Source organism: Halanaerobium saccharolyticum, assembly GCF_003053565.1.
In the GTDB taxonomy this organism is placed as follows: Bacteria; Bacillota; Halanaerobiia; order Halanaerobiales; family Halanaerobiaceae; genus Halanaerobium; species Halanaerobium saccharolyticum_B.
The window spans coordinates 41,670-55,955 of the sequence record NZ_QAXS01000020.1; the positions used below are offsets into that span (position 1 = coordinate 41,670).

Here is a 14,286-nt window from a genome sequence, read left to right on the forward strand (position 1 = left end):
TTTTTACGATAGGGAGGCCTAAACGGCAGAAATGCCAGAATAATATGAATAAAAAAGTTATAGAAATTTTAAGCATTCTTATTCAAAAAATGCTCCATGATGAAGATCTCTGGCGGAAACAGGAAGATATTATAATTGAACTTGAAAATCAGGGATATACAATTGAAAATATCAGTGAGGCATTTGAAGTTATATTTAGTGAAGTGATTTCTGTTGAAGATCGTGATTTTTATATAGATTATGAAATGTCAAGCGGCTACAATCGAGTTTTTACTAAAGTGGAAAATTTTTATTTTAGTAAAGAAATTAAAGCTATCATTTATAAATTAAACGCTCTTGGCATCTTATCAGCAGATGAACTGGAAATAATAATTTATAGAATGATGGAAATTGCAACAATTGATGATCTTAAAACTGACCTTGTTTGGGATATAATTAATGATGTAGTTGATGATTCAGAGTTAATGATGACAATTTCTGCTGAAATTAATGAGTTTGATGGAAATTTTTCAAAACAGCAAAGAGTAAACTAAGAGTTTACTGGAGGTATCAATTTAATGGCAAAGAAAAAAAAGAATTTAGTAATTGTTGAGTCACCCGCAAAGGCAAAGACTATCAAGAAGTTTTTAGGTAGAAATTATAAAGTTGAAGCTTCAATGGGACATGTCCGTGATTTACCTAAGAGTAAATTAGGGATAGATTTAGAAAATGATTTCGAACCAAATTATATAACTATTCGTGGTAAAGGAAAAACTTTAAATAAATTACGCAAAGAAGCTAAAAAAAGTGAAGAAGTTTATCTTGCAACTGACCCCGATAGAGAGGGTGAGGCTATTTCCTGGCATTTAGCCTATGCCTTAAAATTATCTGATGAAGAAAATAATAGAATCGAATTTAACGAAATTACAAAAAATGCGATTCAGAATGCTATCAAAAATCCGCGCTCGATTAACAAAGACCTGGTAGATGCTCAGCAGGCAAGAAGACTGCTGGATAGACTTGTAGGTTATCGCTTAAGCCCTTTACTCTGGAAAAAGGTTCGTAAGGGTTTAAGTGCTGGTAGAGTGCAGTCCGTTGCAGTGAGGATTATCTGTGAACGAGAAGAAGAAATTCGTAATTTTGATGAAGAAGAATACTGGACCTTAGAGATTCAGCTTAAAAATGAAGATGGGGAACAGCTTAAAGCAGATTTATACAGAATTGATAATAAAAAGTTTAACCTGGAAAGTAAAGAAGAAGTTGATCAGGTAGTAAATGATATTCAAAAAGAAGATTTTGAGATCATAAAAGTTAAAAAGCGTAAAAGAAGACGCAATCCTAAATCACCTTTTACAACTTCAACTTTACAGCAGAGAGCTTCTAATAAGCTTAACTATACTGCTAAAAAGACTATGTATTTAGCCCAGCAGCTTTATGAAGGTATAGATATTGGAAGTGAAGGTACAGTTGGTTTGATTTCTTATATCAGAACTGACAGCACCAGACTTTCTAATGAAGCAAAAAATGGAGCTAAGGATTATATTTTAAATAAATTTGGAGATAAATTCTTAAAAAGCTCGAAGAAAAAGTCTAAAAATAATTCTAATGCTCAGGATGCTCATGAGGCTATCAGGCCGACCGATACTCAGCGCACACCTGAAAAAATGAAAAAGCACTTATCTAAAGATCAGTATAAATTGTATGATTTAATCTGGAAGCGATTTGTTGCCAGTCAGATGAGTCCAGCTCTTTATGAGAGCATTTCAGCTCAGTTTAAGGCTGGAGATAAATATAAATTTAGAGTCAGTGGATCTCGTCTTTTATTCCCCGGTCATTTAATTTTAACCGGTAAGGAAAAAGAAGATGACATTGACCTTCCAGTCTTAAATGAAGGTGACAGTTACAGTTTGGTAGATACAAATCCCGAGCAGCATTTTACCACTCCACCGCCCAGATACTCTGAGGCGACTCTGGTAAAAACTCTGGAAGAAGAGGGAATAGGACGCCCAAGTACCTATGCGCCTACACTTTCAACTATTGAATCCAGAGATTATGTTGAAAAAGAGGGAAGATATTTTAAACCAACAGAGTTGGGAGAGACGGTAACTGAGTTATTAACTGAATATTTTCCGGATGTAACTGACGTAGAATTTACAGCTGAGCTTGAAAAGCGGCTTGATGAAATTGAAAAAGGAAATGAAGAGTGGAAAAAAATCCTTAGAGATTTTTATGAGCCATTCTACGAAAGACTGGAAAACGCAAGAGAAAATATGGAAAGTGTTCAAATAGTTGAAGAAACAGATGAGGTCTGTGATGAATGCGGCAGTCCAATGGTAGTTAAATACGGACGCTATGGTAAATTCTTAGCCTGCTCCAGTTATCCAGAGTGTAAAAACACAAAACCTTATTTGATTAAAACTGGAGTTGACTGTCCGGAATGTGAGGATGGCGAGATCATTGAACGGACATCCAAAAAAGGAAGAACTTTTTATGGCTGCAGTAATTATCCGGACTGTAATTTTATGAGCTGGAATAAACCGGTCAAAAAGCCGTGTCCTAAATGCGGCAGTCTGATGGTAGAAAAAACTACAAAAGCCAAAGGTAAACATTATAAATGTACCAACAAAGAATGTGGACATACTGAAAAAGCAGATTAAGGTATATTATCAAGCTTTCTCCGGACTTTTTGTCGAATTCTGGAGAAAGCTTTTAAAAACCAGACTCAGAAAGCGTTTACAATAATAATAATAACTAATAAGAGCTAAGGCTGAGTATGGAAAAGATTAAAAAATGATTAAAATATTGTGAAATTTAGAGCGATAGCTTGACTTTTTTAATCTTTTCATGGTAATATAAACAAAATAGATTAAAATATTTTGAATCATGTGACAATTTAAAAAATATAAGATTATAAGTGAAGGAGGTTCTAAATTGTCAATTACAGATTTTGATGCAACTACCATAGTTGCTGTAAAACATAATGGTTGTATGGCTCTGGCAGGAGACGGCCAGGTAACACTGGGCAATACTGTTATGAAGAGTACAGCCAGAAAAGTCAGAAGATTATATAATGGTGAAATTTTAGCTGGATTCGCCGGAACATCTGCAGATGCTTTTACCCTTTTTGAAAAATTCGAGGGAAAGCTGGAAGAGTACCATGGAAGTCTGCAGCGGGCAGCTGTCGAGCTGGCCAAAGAATGGCGGACAGATAAAATTTTACGAAAACTTGAAGCTTTGCTAATTGTTGCAAATCTGGATGAAATCCTTATTATTTCAGGTAATGGTGATGTGATTGAACCTGACGGCAATATTACTGCTATTGGTTCTGGTGGCCCTTATGCACGTGCGGCTGCTACAGCACTAACAAAACACAGCCAGGGTCTGAATGCCGGGGATATCGCCAGTGAAGCACTCAAAATAGCGGCTTCTATTTGTATTTATACCAATGAAAATATTACTTTAGAGGAGTTAAATGGAGGTGAGTCTGAAGCAGGTGAATAATCAATTAACCCCAAAAGAGATCGTTGCTGAACTTGATAAATATATAATTGGACAGGACAAAGCAAAAAAATCAGTAGCTATAGCTTTAAGAAACAGATATCGAAGAAAACTGGTTAAAGATGACATGAAAGACGAAATCATTCCCAAAAACATTTTAATGATTGGACCTACTGGTGTTGGTAAAACTGAAATTGCTCGCAGACTTGCTAAAATTGCCAGAGCTCCATTTATAAAAATTGAAGTGACCAAATTTACTGAGGTAGGTTATGTTGGTCGTGATGTAGAATCAATGATCAGAGATTTAACCGAATCAGCGATCCGAATGGTCAAGGAAGAAAAAATGGAAGAGGTTGAAAAAGAAGCAGAAAATCAGGCTATTCAGCGAATTGTTAATCACATGTTTCCTGCTAAATCAAAAGGAAAAGATGATTATTATTCAAATTTAGTTGATGATATTAATGCTTCTAAGTCTGATACTGATGATCGAGTAGCTGCCAGACGCAAGAGAATGTTTAAAAGAATTAAAGAAGGCAAACTTGACGATCAGAAAATAGAAATTGAAGTCGAGGAAAACAACTCTCAGATGATGGAGGTTTTTTCTGAATCCGGTGTAGAGCAGATGGGAATTAACTTTCAGGATATGCTGGGAAATATTTTTCCTAATAAAAAACAGAAGAAAAAAGTTACAGTTGCTCAGGCTAAAGAAATGCTTAAAGATGAAGAGGCTCAAAAACTGATAGATATGGATCAGGTCAAGGCCGAAGCAATAGAAAAAGTTGAGGAAGACGGAATAATCTTTTTAGACGAAATTGATAAAATTGCAGGTAGAGAATCTAATTCCGGTCCGGAGGTTTCCAGACAGGGTGTGCAGCGTGATATTCTGCCTATAGTTGAAGGCTCAACTGTAAGCACCAAGCACGGTTCAGTTAAAACAGATCACATATTATTTATTGCTGCTGGTGCCTTTCATGTTTCTTCACCAGCTGATTTGATACCGGAGCTGCAGGGTAGATTCCCGCTGAGAGTTAATTTAGACAGCCTCAGCCGCGAAAATTTCAAAGATATACTCCTGCTGCCGCAGAATTCTCTGGTCAAGCAGTATAAGGCTTTACTGGAGACAGAAGGAGTAAAGATTGAATTTACTGAAGCTGCTGTTGATGAAATTTCTAGTTTTGCTTATGATATCAATGAGGAAACAGAAAATATTGGAGCCAGAAGACTGCATACAATAATGGAAAAGCTGCTTGAAGACCTTTCTTTTGAGGCTCCAACCTTAGAAGAGGAAGAAATAGAAATTAATGTGGACTATGTTAATGATAAATTGAAAGATGTTGTGGCAAATAAAGATTTAAGTAAATATATTCTATAATTTAAAAACTGAAAATGGAGGAGATAAAAATGGGTAGTTTATTAGAAAAAAGTAGAAAGATTAACCGGTTATTACAGAGAACAGGTGGAAATGCAGTAGATTTTTCTGATATGGCTTATGTTCTAAAAGAGGCAGTTCAGTGTAATGTATATGTGACAAGTAAAAAAGGAAAGATTTTAGGTTACAGTCTGCTCGATGATTTTGAATGTGATATTATGGAAGAAGAAGTTATTGATCATGGTGAATTTCCTGATGAATATAACAAAGGTCTTTTACGAATCAGAGAGACTAAGTCTAACATTGAACAAAAAGACGGCAAGTGTGTTTTCGCTGATGGAGAAGACTGCTTATTTGAAGATAAATTAACTACAATTGTACCTGTAATTGGTGGTGGCGACAGACTGGGAACTTTAGTCTTAGCTCGTTATGGATCTGAATTTGATGATGAAGATTTAGTTTTAGCTGAGTATGGTGCTTCAGTTGTGGGAATGGAAATTTTAAGAGCCCGCAGTGAAAGAGTAGAAAAAGAAGCCCGCAAAAAAGCTGCAGTGCAGATTGCTATTGATACTCTGTCCTATTCTGAGCTGGAAGCAATTGAACATATCTTTGAGGAATTAGACGGAGAAGAAGGTCTATTAGTAGCCAGTAAAGTTGCAGATAGAGTCGGTATTACAAGATCTGTTATTGTAAATGCACTTCGTAAATTCGAAAGTGCTGGAGTTATTGAATCCCGCTCATTAGGAATGAAAGGAACATATATTAAAGTTCTTAATGATAATTTATTAGATGAATTAGAAAAACTTAAAGCGTAAATAAAGTTTAGTATGCTGATATCAAAGGCTCCTTAATTTATTTGGGGAGCCTTTTAACTGCCAGACAAAAAAGATTTTTCTAAAAAACGCTTGATTAAAACTCAAGTCTATGGTATACTTTTTTGTGGCAAAATACACACGACAGTTGATCTAAATGCTGGTGCTGTATTTAATACAGTTGTGTTTAGAGTTGATGCTGTCGGAGGCTAAAACCAGAAAGGAGGTGCAGGAGTTATGTCAGTTGTAAACATGAAACAACTCCTCGAATCGGGTGTTCATTTTGGTCATCAGACTAAGAGATGGAACCCAAAGATGAAACCATATATTTTCACCGAAAGAAATGGGATTTATATCATTGACCTACAGCAGACAGTTAAATTAATTGATAAAGCTTATAACTTTGTTAAGGATGAGGCTGCTGAAGGTAAAAATGTACTGTTCGTTGGAACCAAGCGTCAGGCACAGGAAACTGTTAAAAAAGAAGCTGAAAGATGCGGAATGCCTTATGTTAATCAGCGCTGGTTAGGTGGTATGTTAACAAACTACCATACTATCAAAAAGCGTATTGACCGCTTAGAAGAAATCGAGCAGATGGAAGAAGAAGGTATTTTTGAAGTTCTTCCTAAGAAAGAGGTTATCGAGTTAAACAAAGAACACGATAAACTTCAGAGATTCCTCGGTGGAATTAGAGATATGAATGGTTTACCAGATGTAATCTTTATCACAGATGCAAGAAAAGAAGATATCGCAGTTTCTGAAGCTAGAAAACTGGATATTCCAATTGTATCAATCTTAGATACAAACTGTGATCCAGATCTGATAGATTATGTCATTCCTGGTAATGATGATGCTATTAGAGCTGTCAAATTGATTACCAGTGTTATTTCTGACGCAGTACTTGCTGGAAAGCAGGGTAAACAGGAAGCTGAAGTTCAAAAAGAAGCTGAAGCTGAAGAAAATACTGCTGAATAATTAAGAATTAATAAAAGCGCTGGTAAAGTTTTATGCTTTGCAGCGCTTTTTTTCTAGCATAATTTAGTTAATATTTATTCGTTATTATAAGGAGGTTTTTAATAAATGGGAGTTACAATGAAAGATATAAAAGAGCTTCGTTCCCGAACTGGTGCAGGTGTACTTGACTGCAAGAAGGCTCTTAATAAGGTTGACGGCGATATTGAAGCTGCTGTTGAGTTTTTAAGAGAAAAAGGTATGGCAGCCGCTGCTAAAAAAGCAGGTAGAGTTGCAGCTGAGGGATTAGTAAGCTTAAATATAAGTGATGATCGCAAAAAAGGTGTTCTGGTTGAAGTTAATTCTGAAACCGACTTTGTTGCTAAAAATGATAATTTCCAGGCCCTTGTTAATGATATTTCTGAGCATTTAATGCAGAGTGAAGCAGCTGAGGTAGAAGCTGTTGAAAATGAAGCCTGGTTTAAAGATGACAGTGAAACAGTAAGTGAGGTTATTAAGGCAGCAATTGCTAATATTGGTGAGAATATCAATCTGAGAAGATTCAAAAGAGTTGAAACAGATGGCTATTTATTTGGTTATATCCATATGGGCGGTAAAATTGGTGTTTTAGTTGAATTTGCCAATGAATTCACTGAAGAAAAGGCTCAAACTGCCAAAGATGTTGCAATGCATATTGCAGCTATCAATCCAGAATTCTTAGATCGTGATTCTGTAGATGCTGAGTCTATTGAAAAAGAAAAGAAGATTTATAAAGAGCAGATGTTAAATGAAGGTAAACCTGAGCATATTATTGATCAGATTGTAGAAGGTAAGATCAATAAGTATTATACCCAGGTCTGTCTTTTAGAGCAGCCATTTGTTAGAGACGATGATCAGACTGTTGCTGAAATATTGGAAGCAAATGATATGGAAGTTAAGCAGTTTACTCGTTTCGAAATTGGTGAAGGTATTGAAAAGAAAGAAGAAGACTTCGCTGCTGAAGTTGCTGCAATGACAAAAAATCAATAATAATTAAAAAAGGAGAGCACTTAGAGATAGTGTTCTCTTTTTTTAAGTAAATTTGCTTATAAAAAAGGAATTAGCTTAAAATTGAAGAATAATATTTAATGGAGGTTAATTATATAATGACAGAAAAACCAGTTTATTCAAGAATACTGCTTAAGATTAGTGGGGAGGCTCTCGCCGGTAATAACGGCTTTGGTATTGACCCGCAAATGATCAAAAAAATTGCAGCCGAAATTAGTGATGTTGTCAAAACTACAAATGTTGAAATGGCAGTTGTAGTTGGTGGAGGTAATATTTTTAGAGGTATTGCAGGTAGTGCTAAGGGAATGGACCGCGGAACTGCTGATTATATGGGGATGCTGGCTACAGTAATAAACGCCCTCGCCCTGCAGGATGCGATAGAAAAATTTGATATTGAAACTCGAGTCCAGTCTGCAATAGAGATGCGCCAGATTGCTGAACCTTATATTAGAAGGAGAGCAATCAGACATCTGGAAAAAGGAAGAGTTGTTATTTTTGCAGCAGGTACAGGTAATCCATTTTTCTCAACAGACACAACTGCTGCCCTCAGAGCTGCCGAAATATCTGCAGATGCAATTTTGATGGCTAAAAATGTTGATGGAATTTATGATTCTGATCCAGCTGTTAATGAAGACGCTCAAAAACACGAAACACTTTCTTATATTGATTTATTAAACAACTCCCTTAGAGTCATGGACTTTACAGCTGTTTCTCTCTGTATGGATAATAAAATTCCTTTAAAAGTATTTGCAGTTAAAAAAGAAGGCAACATTAAGCGGGTATTACTCGGCGAAAATATTGGAACTTCTGTTAGTTAATAATCATATTTTAGGGGGTCAAATTTATGTTTAGAGAAGTAATGAAAGAAACAGAAAACAAAATGGAAAAAACACTTGAAAAAACCAAAGAAGATTTAAATACTATTAGAACAGGTAGAGCCAGACCTTCACTTGTGGAAAATATTAAAGCAAATAATTACGGGGTAGCAACTCCCATTCAGCAGATGGCTAAAGTTTTTGCGCCTGAGGCCAGACAAATTGTAATTGAGCCCTGGGATAAAAATAATATTGAAGCAATTGAAAAAGCAATTATGCAGGAAAATCTCGGCTTAAACCCCAGCAATGATGGTAGTGTAATTAGAATTAATATTCCACAGTTAACTGAAGAAAGAAGAAAAGAACTGGTTAAAATTCTACATGAAAAAGCAGAAAAAGGTAGAATAGCGATCAGAGCTATCAGAAGAGACGCCAATGAAGAACTTGAAATGCTGGAAGATGAAGGTGAAATTTCTGAGGACAATATGCACAGAGGACTGGACAATGTTCAGGAACTGACTGATGAATATATAGGAAAATTAAATGATATTGTTGATAAAAAAGAAGAAGAGATTATGGAAGTTTAAATATGGAGCTAGAAAACTTTTTAGCTTCTCCACTAGAGAAAGCAGTAGATTTTATGGAAGATAATGAGTTTGATTATCAACTTAAGCAGATTAAACCTCCAACTCATTATGATAATAAATTTAAAAATAAAGGACAGAAAAGAGTCCTAAAGATCGAAAAAGAAAAAGATTATTATCTTATAACCTGGTCTTTTCAATATAACAGCTAATTTATACCCCCTTTTTAGGGGGTAATTAATTAATTGGAAGGGATGATTTAATGACTACTCCCAAAAACATTGCAATAATTATGGACGGTAATGGCCGCTGGGCAGAAAAGAGAAATAAAAGTAGAAGTGCCGGTCATAAAGAGGGTGTTAAAACCTTAAAAAAAATAGTAAAAGCTGCAGCAAACTTTAAAGTAGAGTCTTTAACTGTTTATGCATTTTCTACAGAAAACTGGAAAAGGCCAAAGGCAGAGGTTAATTTCTTATTAACTCTCATGAAAAGGACAATAAGTAATGAAATAGAAGAATTATTGGATAGAGGAGTTAAAATAAAATTCCTGGGCAGAAAAGAAAACCTTTCTAAAAATTTAATTGAAGAATTTAATTATATTGAAGAGAAGTCAGCAGAGAATAAAAATTTAACATTAAATATTGCTTTTAATTATGGCGGCAGGGCAGAAATTATTGATGCTGCTAAAAAGATAGCTGCAGATTATAAAAATAATCAACTAGAACTGGATAATCTGCAGGAGAATGATTTCAGCAGTTATTTATACAGTCAGGATTTAAAAAATGTTGAACTTGTAATTAGAACCGGAGGAGATTTGCGTTTAAGTAATTTTCTGCTCTGGCAGTCGGCTTATGCAGAATTATATTTTACAGAAAAGTTCTGGCCTGATTTTAATGAAGATGATTTAAAAAATGCAATTGAAGATTTCAAAAATCGTGAGCGGAGATTTGGCGGCCTAAAAGACGGTGATGCTAATGCTTAAAAAAAGAGTGATTAGTGCAATTATCGGTATTTTATTATTAATATTTTTAGTTTTTTCAGGTTCACTTCCGTTTTTTTTAACTGTTAGTGTAATTGTCAGTCTGGCAGTTAGAGAATATAACCGCATGCTCAATATAGAATCAAAAACACTTAAAAGTATAATATCAGTAGCTGCAGTTTTAATAGTTTTTAATGTTTACCTCATTTCTAATGATTTTAATTATCTTCCATCCGGCATTATATTTTTCATTATTATTTTTGCGCTTTATCTATATAATTTAAATAATTATCAGGAAGAAAATTTTATTAAAAATATCAGTCACCAGCTTTTTTCTGTGATATATATTGGTGGTGGTCTATCTTTTGCTGTTTTTTTAAGAGATCTCAATCAGGGGCCATTTTTTGCAACCAGTGCCTTATGGCTGGTTTTAATTGCTACCTGGCTGACTGATTCCGGTGCCTATTTTGTTGGTAAAAAATACGGCAAAACACCAATGGCTCCTGTTATCAGCCCTAATAAGACTGTGGCTGGAGCAGTTGGAGGAATTTTGACTACTGCTTTATTTATTATCTTAGCAGCTTTATTTTTTGAAGTTTTAAATATCTATTACTTTATTTTTGCATTTACTTTTCCTGTAATAGCAATTTTAGGTGATCTTTTTGAATCTTGTGTTAAAAGAAGTTTTGGAGTTAAGGACACAGGAACAATTATCCCGGGGCATGGTGGAATACTTGATCGTTTTGACAGTTTTATTTTCACCGCACCATTTACATATTATTTTATAATCTTACTACTGGGGTGAATTAGATGAATATCAGCAAATGGTATATTAAATATTTTTTAATGTTTTTATTTTTATTAATCAGTCTGGTTATTTTAGAACATGTTTTTATCTATTTCACTCCCTTTATTATTGCGGCTGTCATTGCAAGTTTAATCAACCCGGTCGTTGATTTTCTTGATCAGAATATTCCAATTCACCGCGGTTTTACAGTGGTTATAGTGCTCGTGCTTGTAATAGTAATTCTGGTGACGATGATTATAATTGGTGGTGCCCAGGGGTATCTGGAATTAAACAGACTGCTGAAAAACTTACCTGATTATCGCTCAATTGATTCTCAAATCAAATGGGTATCGGAACAGAATGAACAGCTGGAACACTTTATGGAAAACTGGGAAATATCAGATGCTGTAAAAGATGCAATCAACAGCAATTTACAGCTTTTATATAATGGGATAAGAGATGCTCTGATCTCAGTAATTAATAGTATTTTAGAGTTTTTAACAAAGCTTCCAAGCTTATTTATGATTTTATTTATTGCATTTATAGCTACTTTCTTTATCAGCAGAGATCGTGATAATATCAAGCTCTTTTTAGTGAATTTATTTCCAGAAGATGTTCAGCCTAAAATAGCAAATGTTTTTACTCAGCTGATTCGCTCAGCTATTGGATATATAAGAGCAATGCTGATCTTGATTTCTATCAGTGGTCTGGTAGCTGGTATAGGTGTTAAAATTATTGGTAACCAGTATGCTTTAATTGTTGGAGCAACAGCAGCTGTGCTGGACCTGATCCCAATCATTGGTCCTGCTCTTCTGTTTTATCCCTGGATTGTAATGTCAATAATTTTTGGTAATTTTTCTCAGGCTTTCGCTCTTTTTATTCTGCATTTATTTCTGGCAGCCATTCGCTCTGCTTCTGAGGGTAAAATTATGGGTAAAAGCCTCGGCCTGCACCCTCTGGCAACAATGATTGCTCTATTTTCGGGTTTCAGAATTTTGGGAGCTATAGGTTTTGTTGTAGGACCGACTTTTTTAGTTATTATAAAAGCGATTGTTGACTCTGACTTAATTGATATCAAAAAATAATAAAATCTAGTTTTTGAGGTGAAAATAAATGAAAGAAATTACTATACTTGGTTCTACAGGTTCAATTGGATGTCAGGCGCTGGAGGTAATAAGTGAATTAAAAACATGGCAGGTTAAGGCCCTGACTGCCTATCAAAATATTGAACTTTTATATAAGCAGATCAAAAAATATCAGCCGGAATTTGTAGTAGTAGTTGATGAACAGGCGGCTCAGAACTTAGAAAATAAATTAACTGCGACTTCGAACAAAACAGAGGTTCTAAGCGGTAAGGATAACTTAAAAACTGCTGCTGCCGAAAAAGTGGATCTTTTATTAAATGCAGTTGTTGGTTTTGCGGGTCTTGAGCCCTCTGTTGCAGCTGCTGAAGCTGGTAATGATATTGCTTTAGCTAATAAAGAATCGCTGGTTAGTGGAGGTCCGGTTTTGACCAGACTGGTTAAGGAAAATAATGTTAAGCTGCTTCCGGTTGACAGTGAGCATAATGCGATTTTTCAGCTTTTAAAAGGACACCAGAGTGAACTGGATGAGATTATTTTAACTGCTTCAGGTGGGCCTTTCTTTTCTTATTCTCAGGAAGAATTAACTGAGGTAACAGTAGAGGATGCTCTTAATCATCCAAACTGGGAAATGGGAAGCAAAATCACTATTGACTCTGCATCTTTGATGAATAAGGGACTTGAAGTGATTGAGGCTCACTGGTTATTTGATTGTGATTATGATGATATTAAAGTGCTGGTTCACCCCCAGAGTATTGTTCATTCGATGATTAGACTGCTTGATGGTACAATTCTGGCAGAGATGGGACCGGCAGATATGAAAATACCGATTCAGTACTGTTTAACTTATCCCCGAAGACTGGAAACAGCAGGCAGCAATCTGGAACTTGATCAAATTGCCGCTTTAGAATTTTTTCAGGCAGATACCGATAAATTTCCGAACTTAAAGTATGCCTATACTGCCGGTAAAGCTGGCGGTACCTTCCCAGCAGTATTGAACGCAGCAAATGAAATTGCAGTTTACAGTTTTTTAAAAGGAGAAATTCCATTTTTAGCTATGAGTCGAGTTGTAGCTTCAGTTCTGGATCGCCATCAGAATATTTCTGAGCCTGATTTAGAGGCAATTTTAAACGCCGATCAGGAAGCTCGCCGACTGGCAGTGGAGGTTATTAAAGAATGGTTCTAACTATTGTTTCATTTATTATTGTTCTCGGAGTTTTAGTCTTTATTCATGAATTTGGACATTATATAACAGCAAAAAAATCTGATATAATGGTTTCTGAGTTTGCGCTTGGTTTTGGTCCTAAATTGATTTCCAAAAAAGTTGGAGAGACTCTGTATTCGATAAGAGCGATTCCGCTTGGTGGTTTTTGTAATATGGTGGGAGAATTCCCTGCTGATGATTCAATGCCTGAAGCTGAAAGAGAAATTTATGATCAGGCAAAAGCAGATGGACGCCTTTTTACACAAAAGTCAACCTTTAAGAGGCTTGCAGTCATCCTAATGGGGCCAATAATGAATTTTCTGCTGGCAGTTTTAATTTTTATACTTGCTTTTGCAATTTTTGGTGTTCCCACCTCAACTACAGAAGATGCAGTTTTGGGTGAAGTAATACCGGAACAGCCTGCAGCTGAGGCCGGCTTAAGAGCAAATGACCGCATTCTGGCTATAAATGAGCAGGAAATTAACAGCTGGGAGGAAATGTCTGCTGTAATTAGAGAAAATGTTGATCAGGAAATTAGTATTCGTTATCAGCGAAATGGAGAAGTAAATACAATTAATGTTACCCCGGTTCAGAGTGAAGATAGTGACCGTGGAGTAATTGGGGTTTATCCGCAGCTGATTCGAGAAAATGTCTCTTTTCTGAGGTCTATTTCTCTTGGCCTGCAGCAGTCGTACCAGGTTTTTGTGATGACTATTTCCGGTTTTGTGCAGATGTTTAGAGAAAGCTCAGCTGAAGATATTGGTGGACCAATAATGATTGCTTCAATCATTGGTCAGGCTGCCAGAGTAGGTATTTTGAATGTTTTAAACTGGACAGCGATAATCAGTATTAATTTAGGAATTATCAATTTACTTCCTTTTCCTGCTCTAGATGGGGGAAGAATACTATTTATTGTCATTGAAATGATTAGAGGTAAGGCTGTAGATCCGCGCAAAGAAAGCTATGTGCATATGATCGGCTTTGCAATTTTAATGCTTTTGATGCTCTTTATTATTTATAATGATTTGATGAGAACTTTCTTTTAAACAGATAAACAGAACTTTATTATTTGAACTAATTATTTTATGATTGCACTGCGAAAAGTCTAAAATAATTCAAAACGAACTAAATTTACAAAAATATTGCTAAAACAAAGCCTTTAAACCTGGGCATCTATGC

The 14,286-nt window shown here is 35.4% G+C and carries 15 protein-coding genes; all 15 read left to right on the forward strand.

The window, feature by feature from the left end:
* Window positions 1–44 precede the first annotated feature (44 nt).
* The 15 genes from C8C76_RS08940 (at window position 45) to rseP (ending at window position 14,153) form a co-directional block, all read left to right on the forward strand.
* Window positions 45–533 (forward strand): DUF494 family protein, encoded by a 489-nt coding sequence (locus C8C76_RS08940; RefSeq protein ID WP_108140853.1) that lies wholly within the window; start codon window positions 45–47, stop codon window positions 531–533.
* Between the two features lie 24 nt (window positions 534–557).
* Complete coding sequence (gene topA / locus C8C76_RS08945) at window positions 558–2,636, forward strand: type I DNA topoisomerase (RefSeq protein WP_108140855.1); 2,079 nt, start codon at window positions 558–560, stop codon at window positions 2,634–2,636.
* A 274-nt stretch (window positions 2,637–2,910) separates the two neighbouring features.
* On the forward strand, window positions 2,911–3,480 hold the full coding sequence (gene hslV / locus C8C76_RS08950; RefSeq protein ID WP_108140857.1) for an ATP-dependent protease subunit HslV: 570 nt from the start codon (window positions 2,911–2,913) through the stop codon (window positions 3,478–3,480).
* Window positions 3,452–4,849, forward strand: coding sequence for an ATP-dependent protease ATPase subunit HslU (hslU, locus tag C8C76_RS08955; RefSeq protein WP_208108975.1), 1,398 nt, complete (start codon window positions 3,452–3,454; stop codon window positions 4,847–4,849). Before hslV ends, hslU begins: the two co-directional genes overlap by 29 nt.
* A gap of 29 nt (window positions 4,850–4,878) precedes the next feature.
* Window positions 4,879–5,661: a GTP-sensing pleiotropic transcriptional regulator CodY gene (codY, locus tag C8C76_RS08960; protein WP_108140862.1), complete on the forward strand. Its 783-nt coding sequence runs from the start codon at window positions 4,879–4,881 to the stop codon at window positions 5,659–5,661.
* Window positions 5,662–5,895: 234 nt separating this feature from the next.
* Window positions 5,896–6,633: a 30S ribosomal protein S2 gene (gene rpsB / locus C8C76_RS08965; RefSeq protein WP_108140864.1), complete on the forward strand. Its 738-nt coding sequence runs from the start codon at window positions 5,896–5,898 to the stop codon at window positions 6,631–6,633.
* Window positions 6,634–6,738: 105 nt separating this feature from the next.
* Window positions 6,739–7,638, forward strand: coding sequence for a translation elongation factor Ts (tsf, locus tag C8C76_RS08970; RefSeq protein ID WP_108140866.1), 900 nt, complete (start codon window positions 6,739–6,741; stop codon window positions 7,636–7,638).
* A gap of 116 nt (window positions 7,639–7,754) precedes the next feature.
* Window positions 7,755–8,474 carry a UMP kinase gene (gene pyrH, locus C8C76_RS08975; RefSeq protein ID WP_108140868.1) on the forward strand — a complete coding sequence of 240 codons (720 nt, stop codon included), beginning with the start codon at window positions 7,755–7,757 and terminating at the stop codon, window positions 8,472–8,474.
* Window positions 8,475–8,500: 26 nt separating this feature from the next.
* Window positions 8,501–9,058 carry a ribosome recycling factor gene (frr, locus tag C8C76_RS08980; RefSeq protein ID WP_108140870.1) on the forward strand — a complete coding sequence of 186 codons (558 nt, stop codon included), beginning with the start codon at window positions 8,501–8,503 and terminating at the stop codon, window positions 9,056–9,058.
* 2 nt (window positions 9,059–9,060) lie between these two features.
* The gene (locus C8C76_RS08985) at window positions 9,061–9,267 is read left to right on the forward strand and encodes a hypothetical protein (protein ID WP_108140872.1); all 207 of its coding nucleotides are present in this window, start codon (window positions 9,061–9,063) and stop codon (window positions 9,265–9,267) included.
* 50 nt (window positions 9,268–9,317) lie between these two features.
* Window positions 9,318–10,037, forward strand: coding sequence for an isoprenyl transferase (locus C8C76_RS08990; RefSeq protein WP_108140874.1), 720 nt, complete (start codon window positions 9,318–9,320; stop codon window positions 10,035–10,037).
* Window positions 10,030–10,839: a phosphatidate cytidylyltransferase gene (locus tag C8C76_RS08995; RefSeq protein ID WP_108140876.1), complete on the forward strand. Its 810-nt coding sequence runs from the start codon at window positions 10,030–10,032 to the stop codon at window positions 10,837–10,839. The genes C8C76_RS08990 and C8C76_RS08995 overlap by 8 nt, the downstream gene beginning before the upstream one ends.
* A gap of 5 nt (window positions 10,840–10,844) precedes the next feature.
* The gene (gene ytvI, locus C8C76_RS09000; protein ID WP_108140878.1) at window positions 10,845–11,906 is read left to right on the forward strand and encodes a sporulation integral membrane protein YtvI; all 1,062 of its coding nucleotides are present in this window, start codon (window positions 10,845–10,847) and stop codon (window positions 11,904–11,906) included.
* A gap of 28 nt (window positions 11,907–11,934) precedes the next feature.
* Window positions 11,935–13,089 (forward strand): 1-deoxy-D-xylulose-5-phosphate reductoisomerase, encoded by a 1,155-nt coding sequence (locus C8C76_RS09005; RefSeq protein ID WP_108140880.1) that lies wholly within the window; start codon window positions 11,935–11,937, stop codon window positions 13,087–13,089.
* On the forward strand, window positions 13,080–14,153 hold the full coding sequence (gene rseP, locus C8C76_RS09010) for an RIP metalloprotease RseP (protein WP_108140882.1): 1,074 nt from the start codon (window positions 13,080–13,082) through the stop codon (window positions 14,151–14,153). Before C8C76_RS09005 ends, rseP begins: the two co-directional genes overlap by 10 nt.
* Window positions 14,154–14,286 lie beyond the last annotated feature (133 nt).

What these genes read in the sequence shown, in the direction of transcription:
- C8C76_RS08940 (WP_108140853.1), top strand. Translation starts at nt 45, where the DNA reads ATGAATAAAAAAGTTATAGAAATTTTAAGCATTCTTATTCAAAAAATG.
- topA (WP_108140855.1), top strand. Translation starts at nt 558, where the DNA reads ATGGCAAAGAAAAAAAAGAATTTAGTAATTGTTGAGTCACCCGCAAAG.
- hslU (WP_208108975.1), top strand. Translation starts at nt 3,452, where the DNA reads ATGGAGGTGAGTCTGAAGCAGGTGAATAATCAATTAACCCCAAAAGAG.
- codY (WP_108140862.1), top strand. Translation starts at nt 4,879, where the DNA reads ATGGGTAGTTTATTAGAAAAAAGTAGAAAGATTAACCGGTTATTACAG.
- rpsB (WP_108140864.1), top strand. Translation starts at nt 5,896, where the DNA reads ATGTCAGTTGTAAACATGAAACAACTCCTCGAATCGGGTGTTCATTTT.
- tsf (WP_108140866.1), top strand. Translation starts at nt 6,739, where the DNA reads ATGGGAGTTACAATGAAAGATATAAAAGAGCTTCGTTCCCGAACTGGT.
- pyrH (WP_108140868.1), top strand. Translation starts at nt 7,755, where the DNA reads ATGACAGAAAAACCAGTTTATTCAAGAATACTGCTTAAGATTAGTGGG.
- frr (WP_108140870.1), top strand. Translation starts at nt 8,501, where the DNA reads ATGTTTAGAGAAGTAATGAAAGAAACAGAAAACAAAATGGAAAAAACA.
- C8C76_RS08985 (WP_108140872.1), top strand. Translation starts at nt 9,061, where the DNA reads ATGGAGCTAGAAAACTTTTTAGCTTCTCCACTAGAGAAAGCAGTAGAT.
- C8C76_RS08990 (WP_108140874.1), top strand. Translation starts at nt 9,318, where the DNA reads ATGACTACTCCCAAAAACATTGCAATAATTATGGACGGTAATGGCCGC.
- C8C76_RS08995 (WP_108140876.1), top strand. Translation starts at nt 10,030, where the DNA reads ATGCTTAAAAAAAGAGTGATTAGTGCAATTATCGGTATTTTATTATTA.
- ytvI (WP_108140878.1), top strand. Translation starts at nt 10,845, where the DNA reads ATGAATATCAGCAAATGGTATATTAAATATTTTTTAATGTTTTTATTT.
- C8C76_RS09005 (WP_108140880.1), top strand. Translation starts at nt 11,935, where the DNA reads ATGAAAGAAATTACTATACTTGGTTCTACAGGTTCAATTGGATGTCAG.
- rseP (WP_108140882.1), top strand. Translation starts at nt 13,080, where the DNA reads ATGGTTCTAACTATTGTTTCATTTATTATTGTTCTCGGAGTTTTAGTC.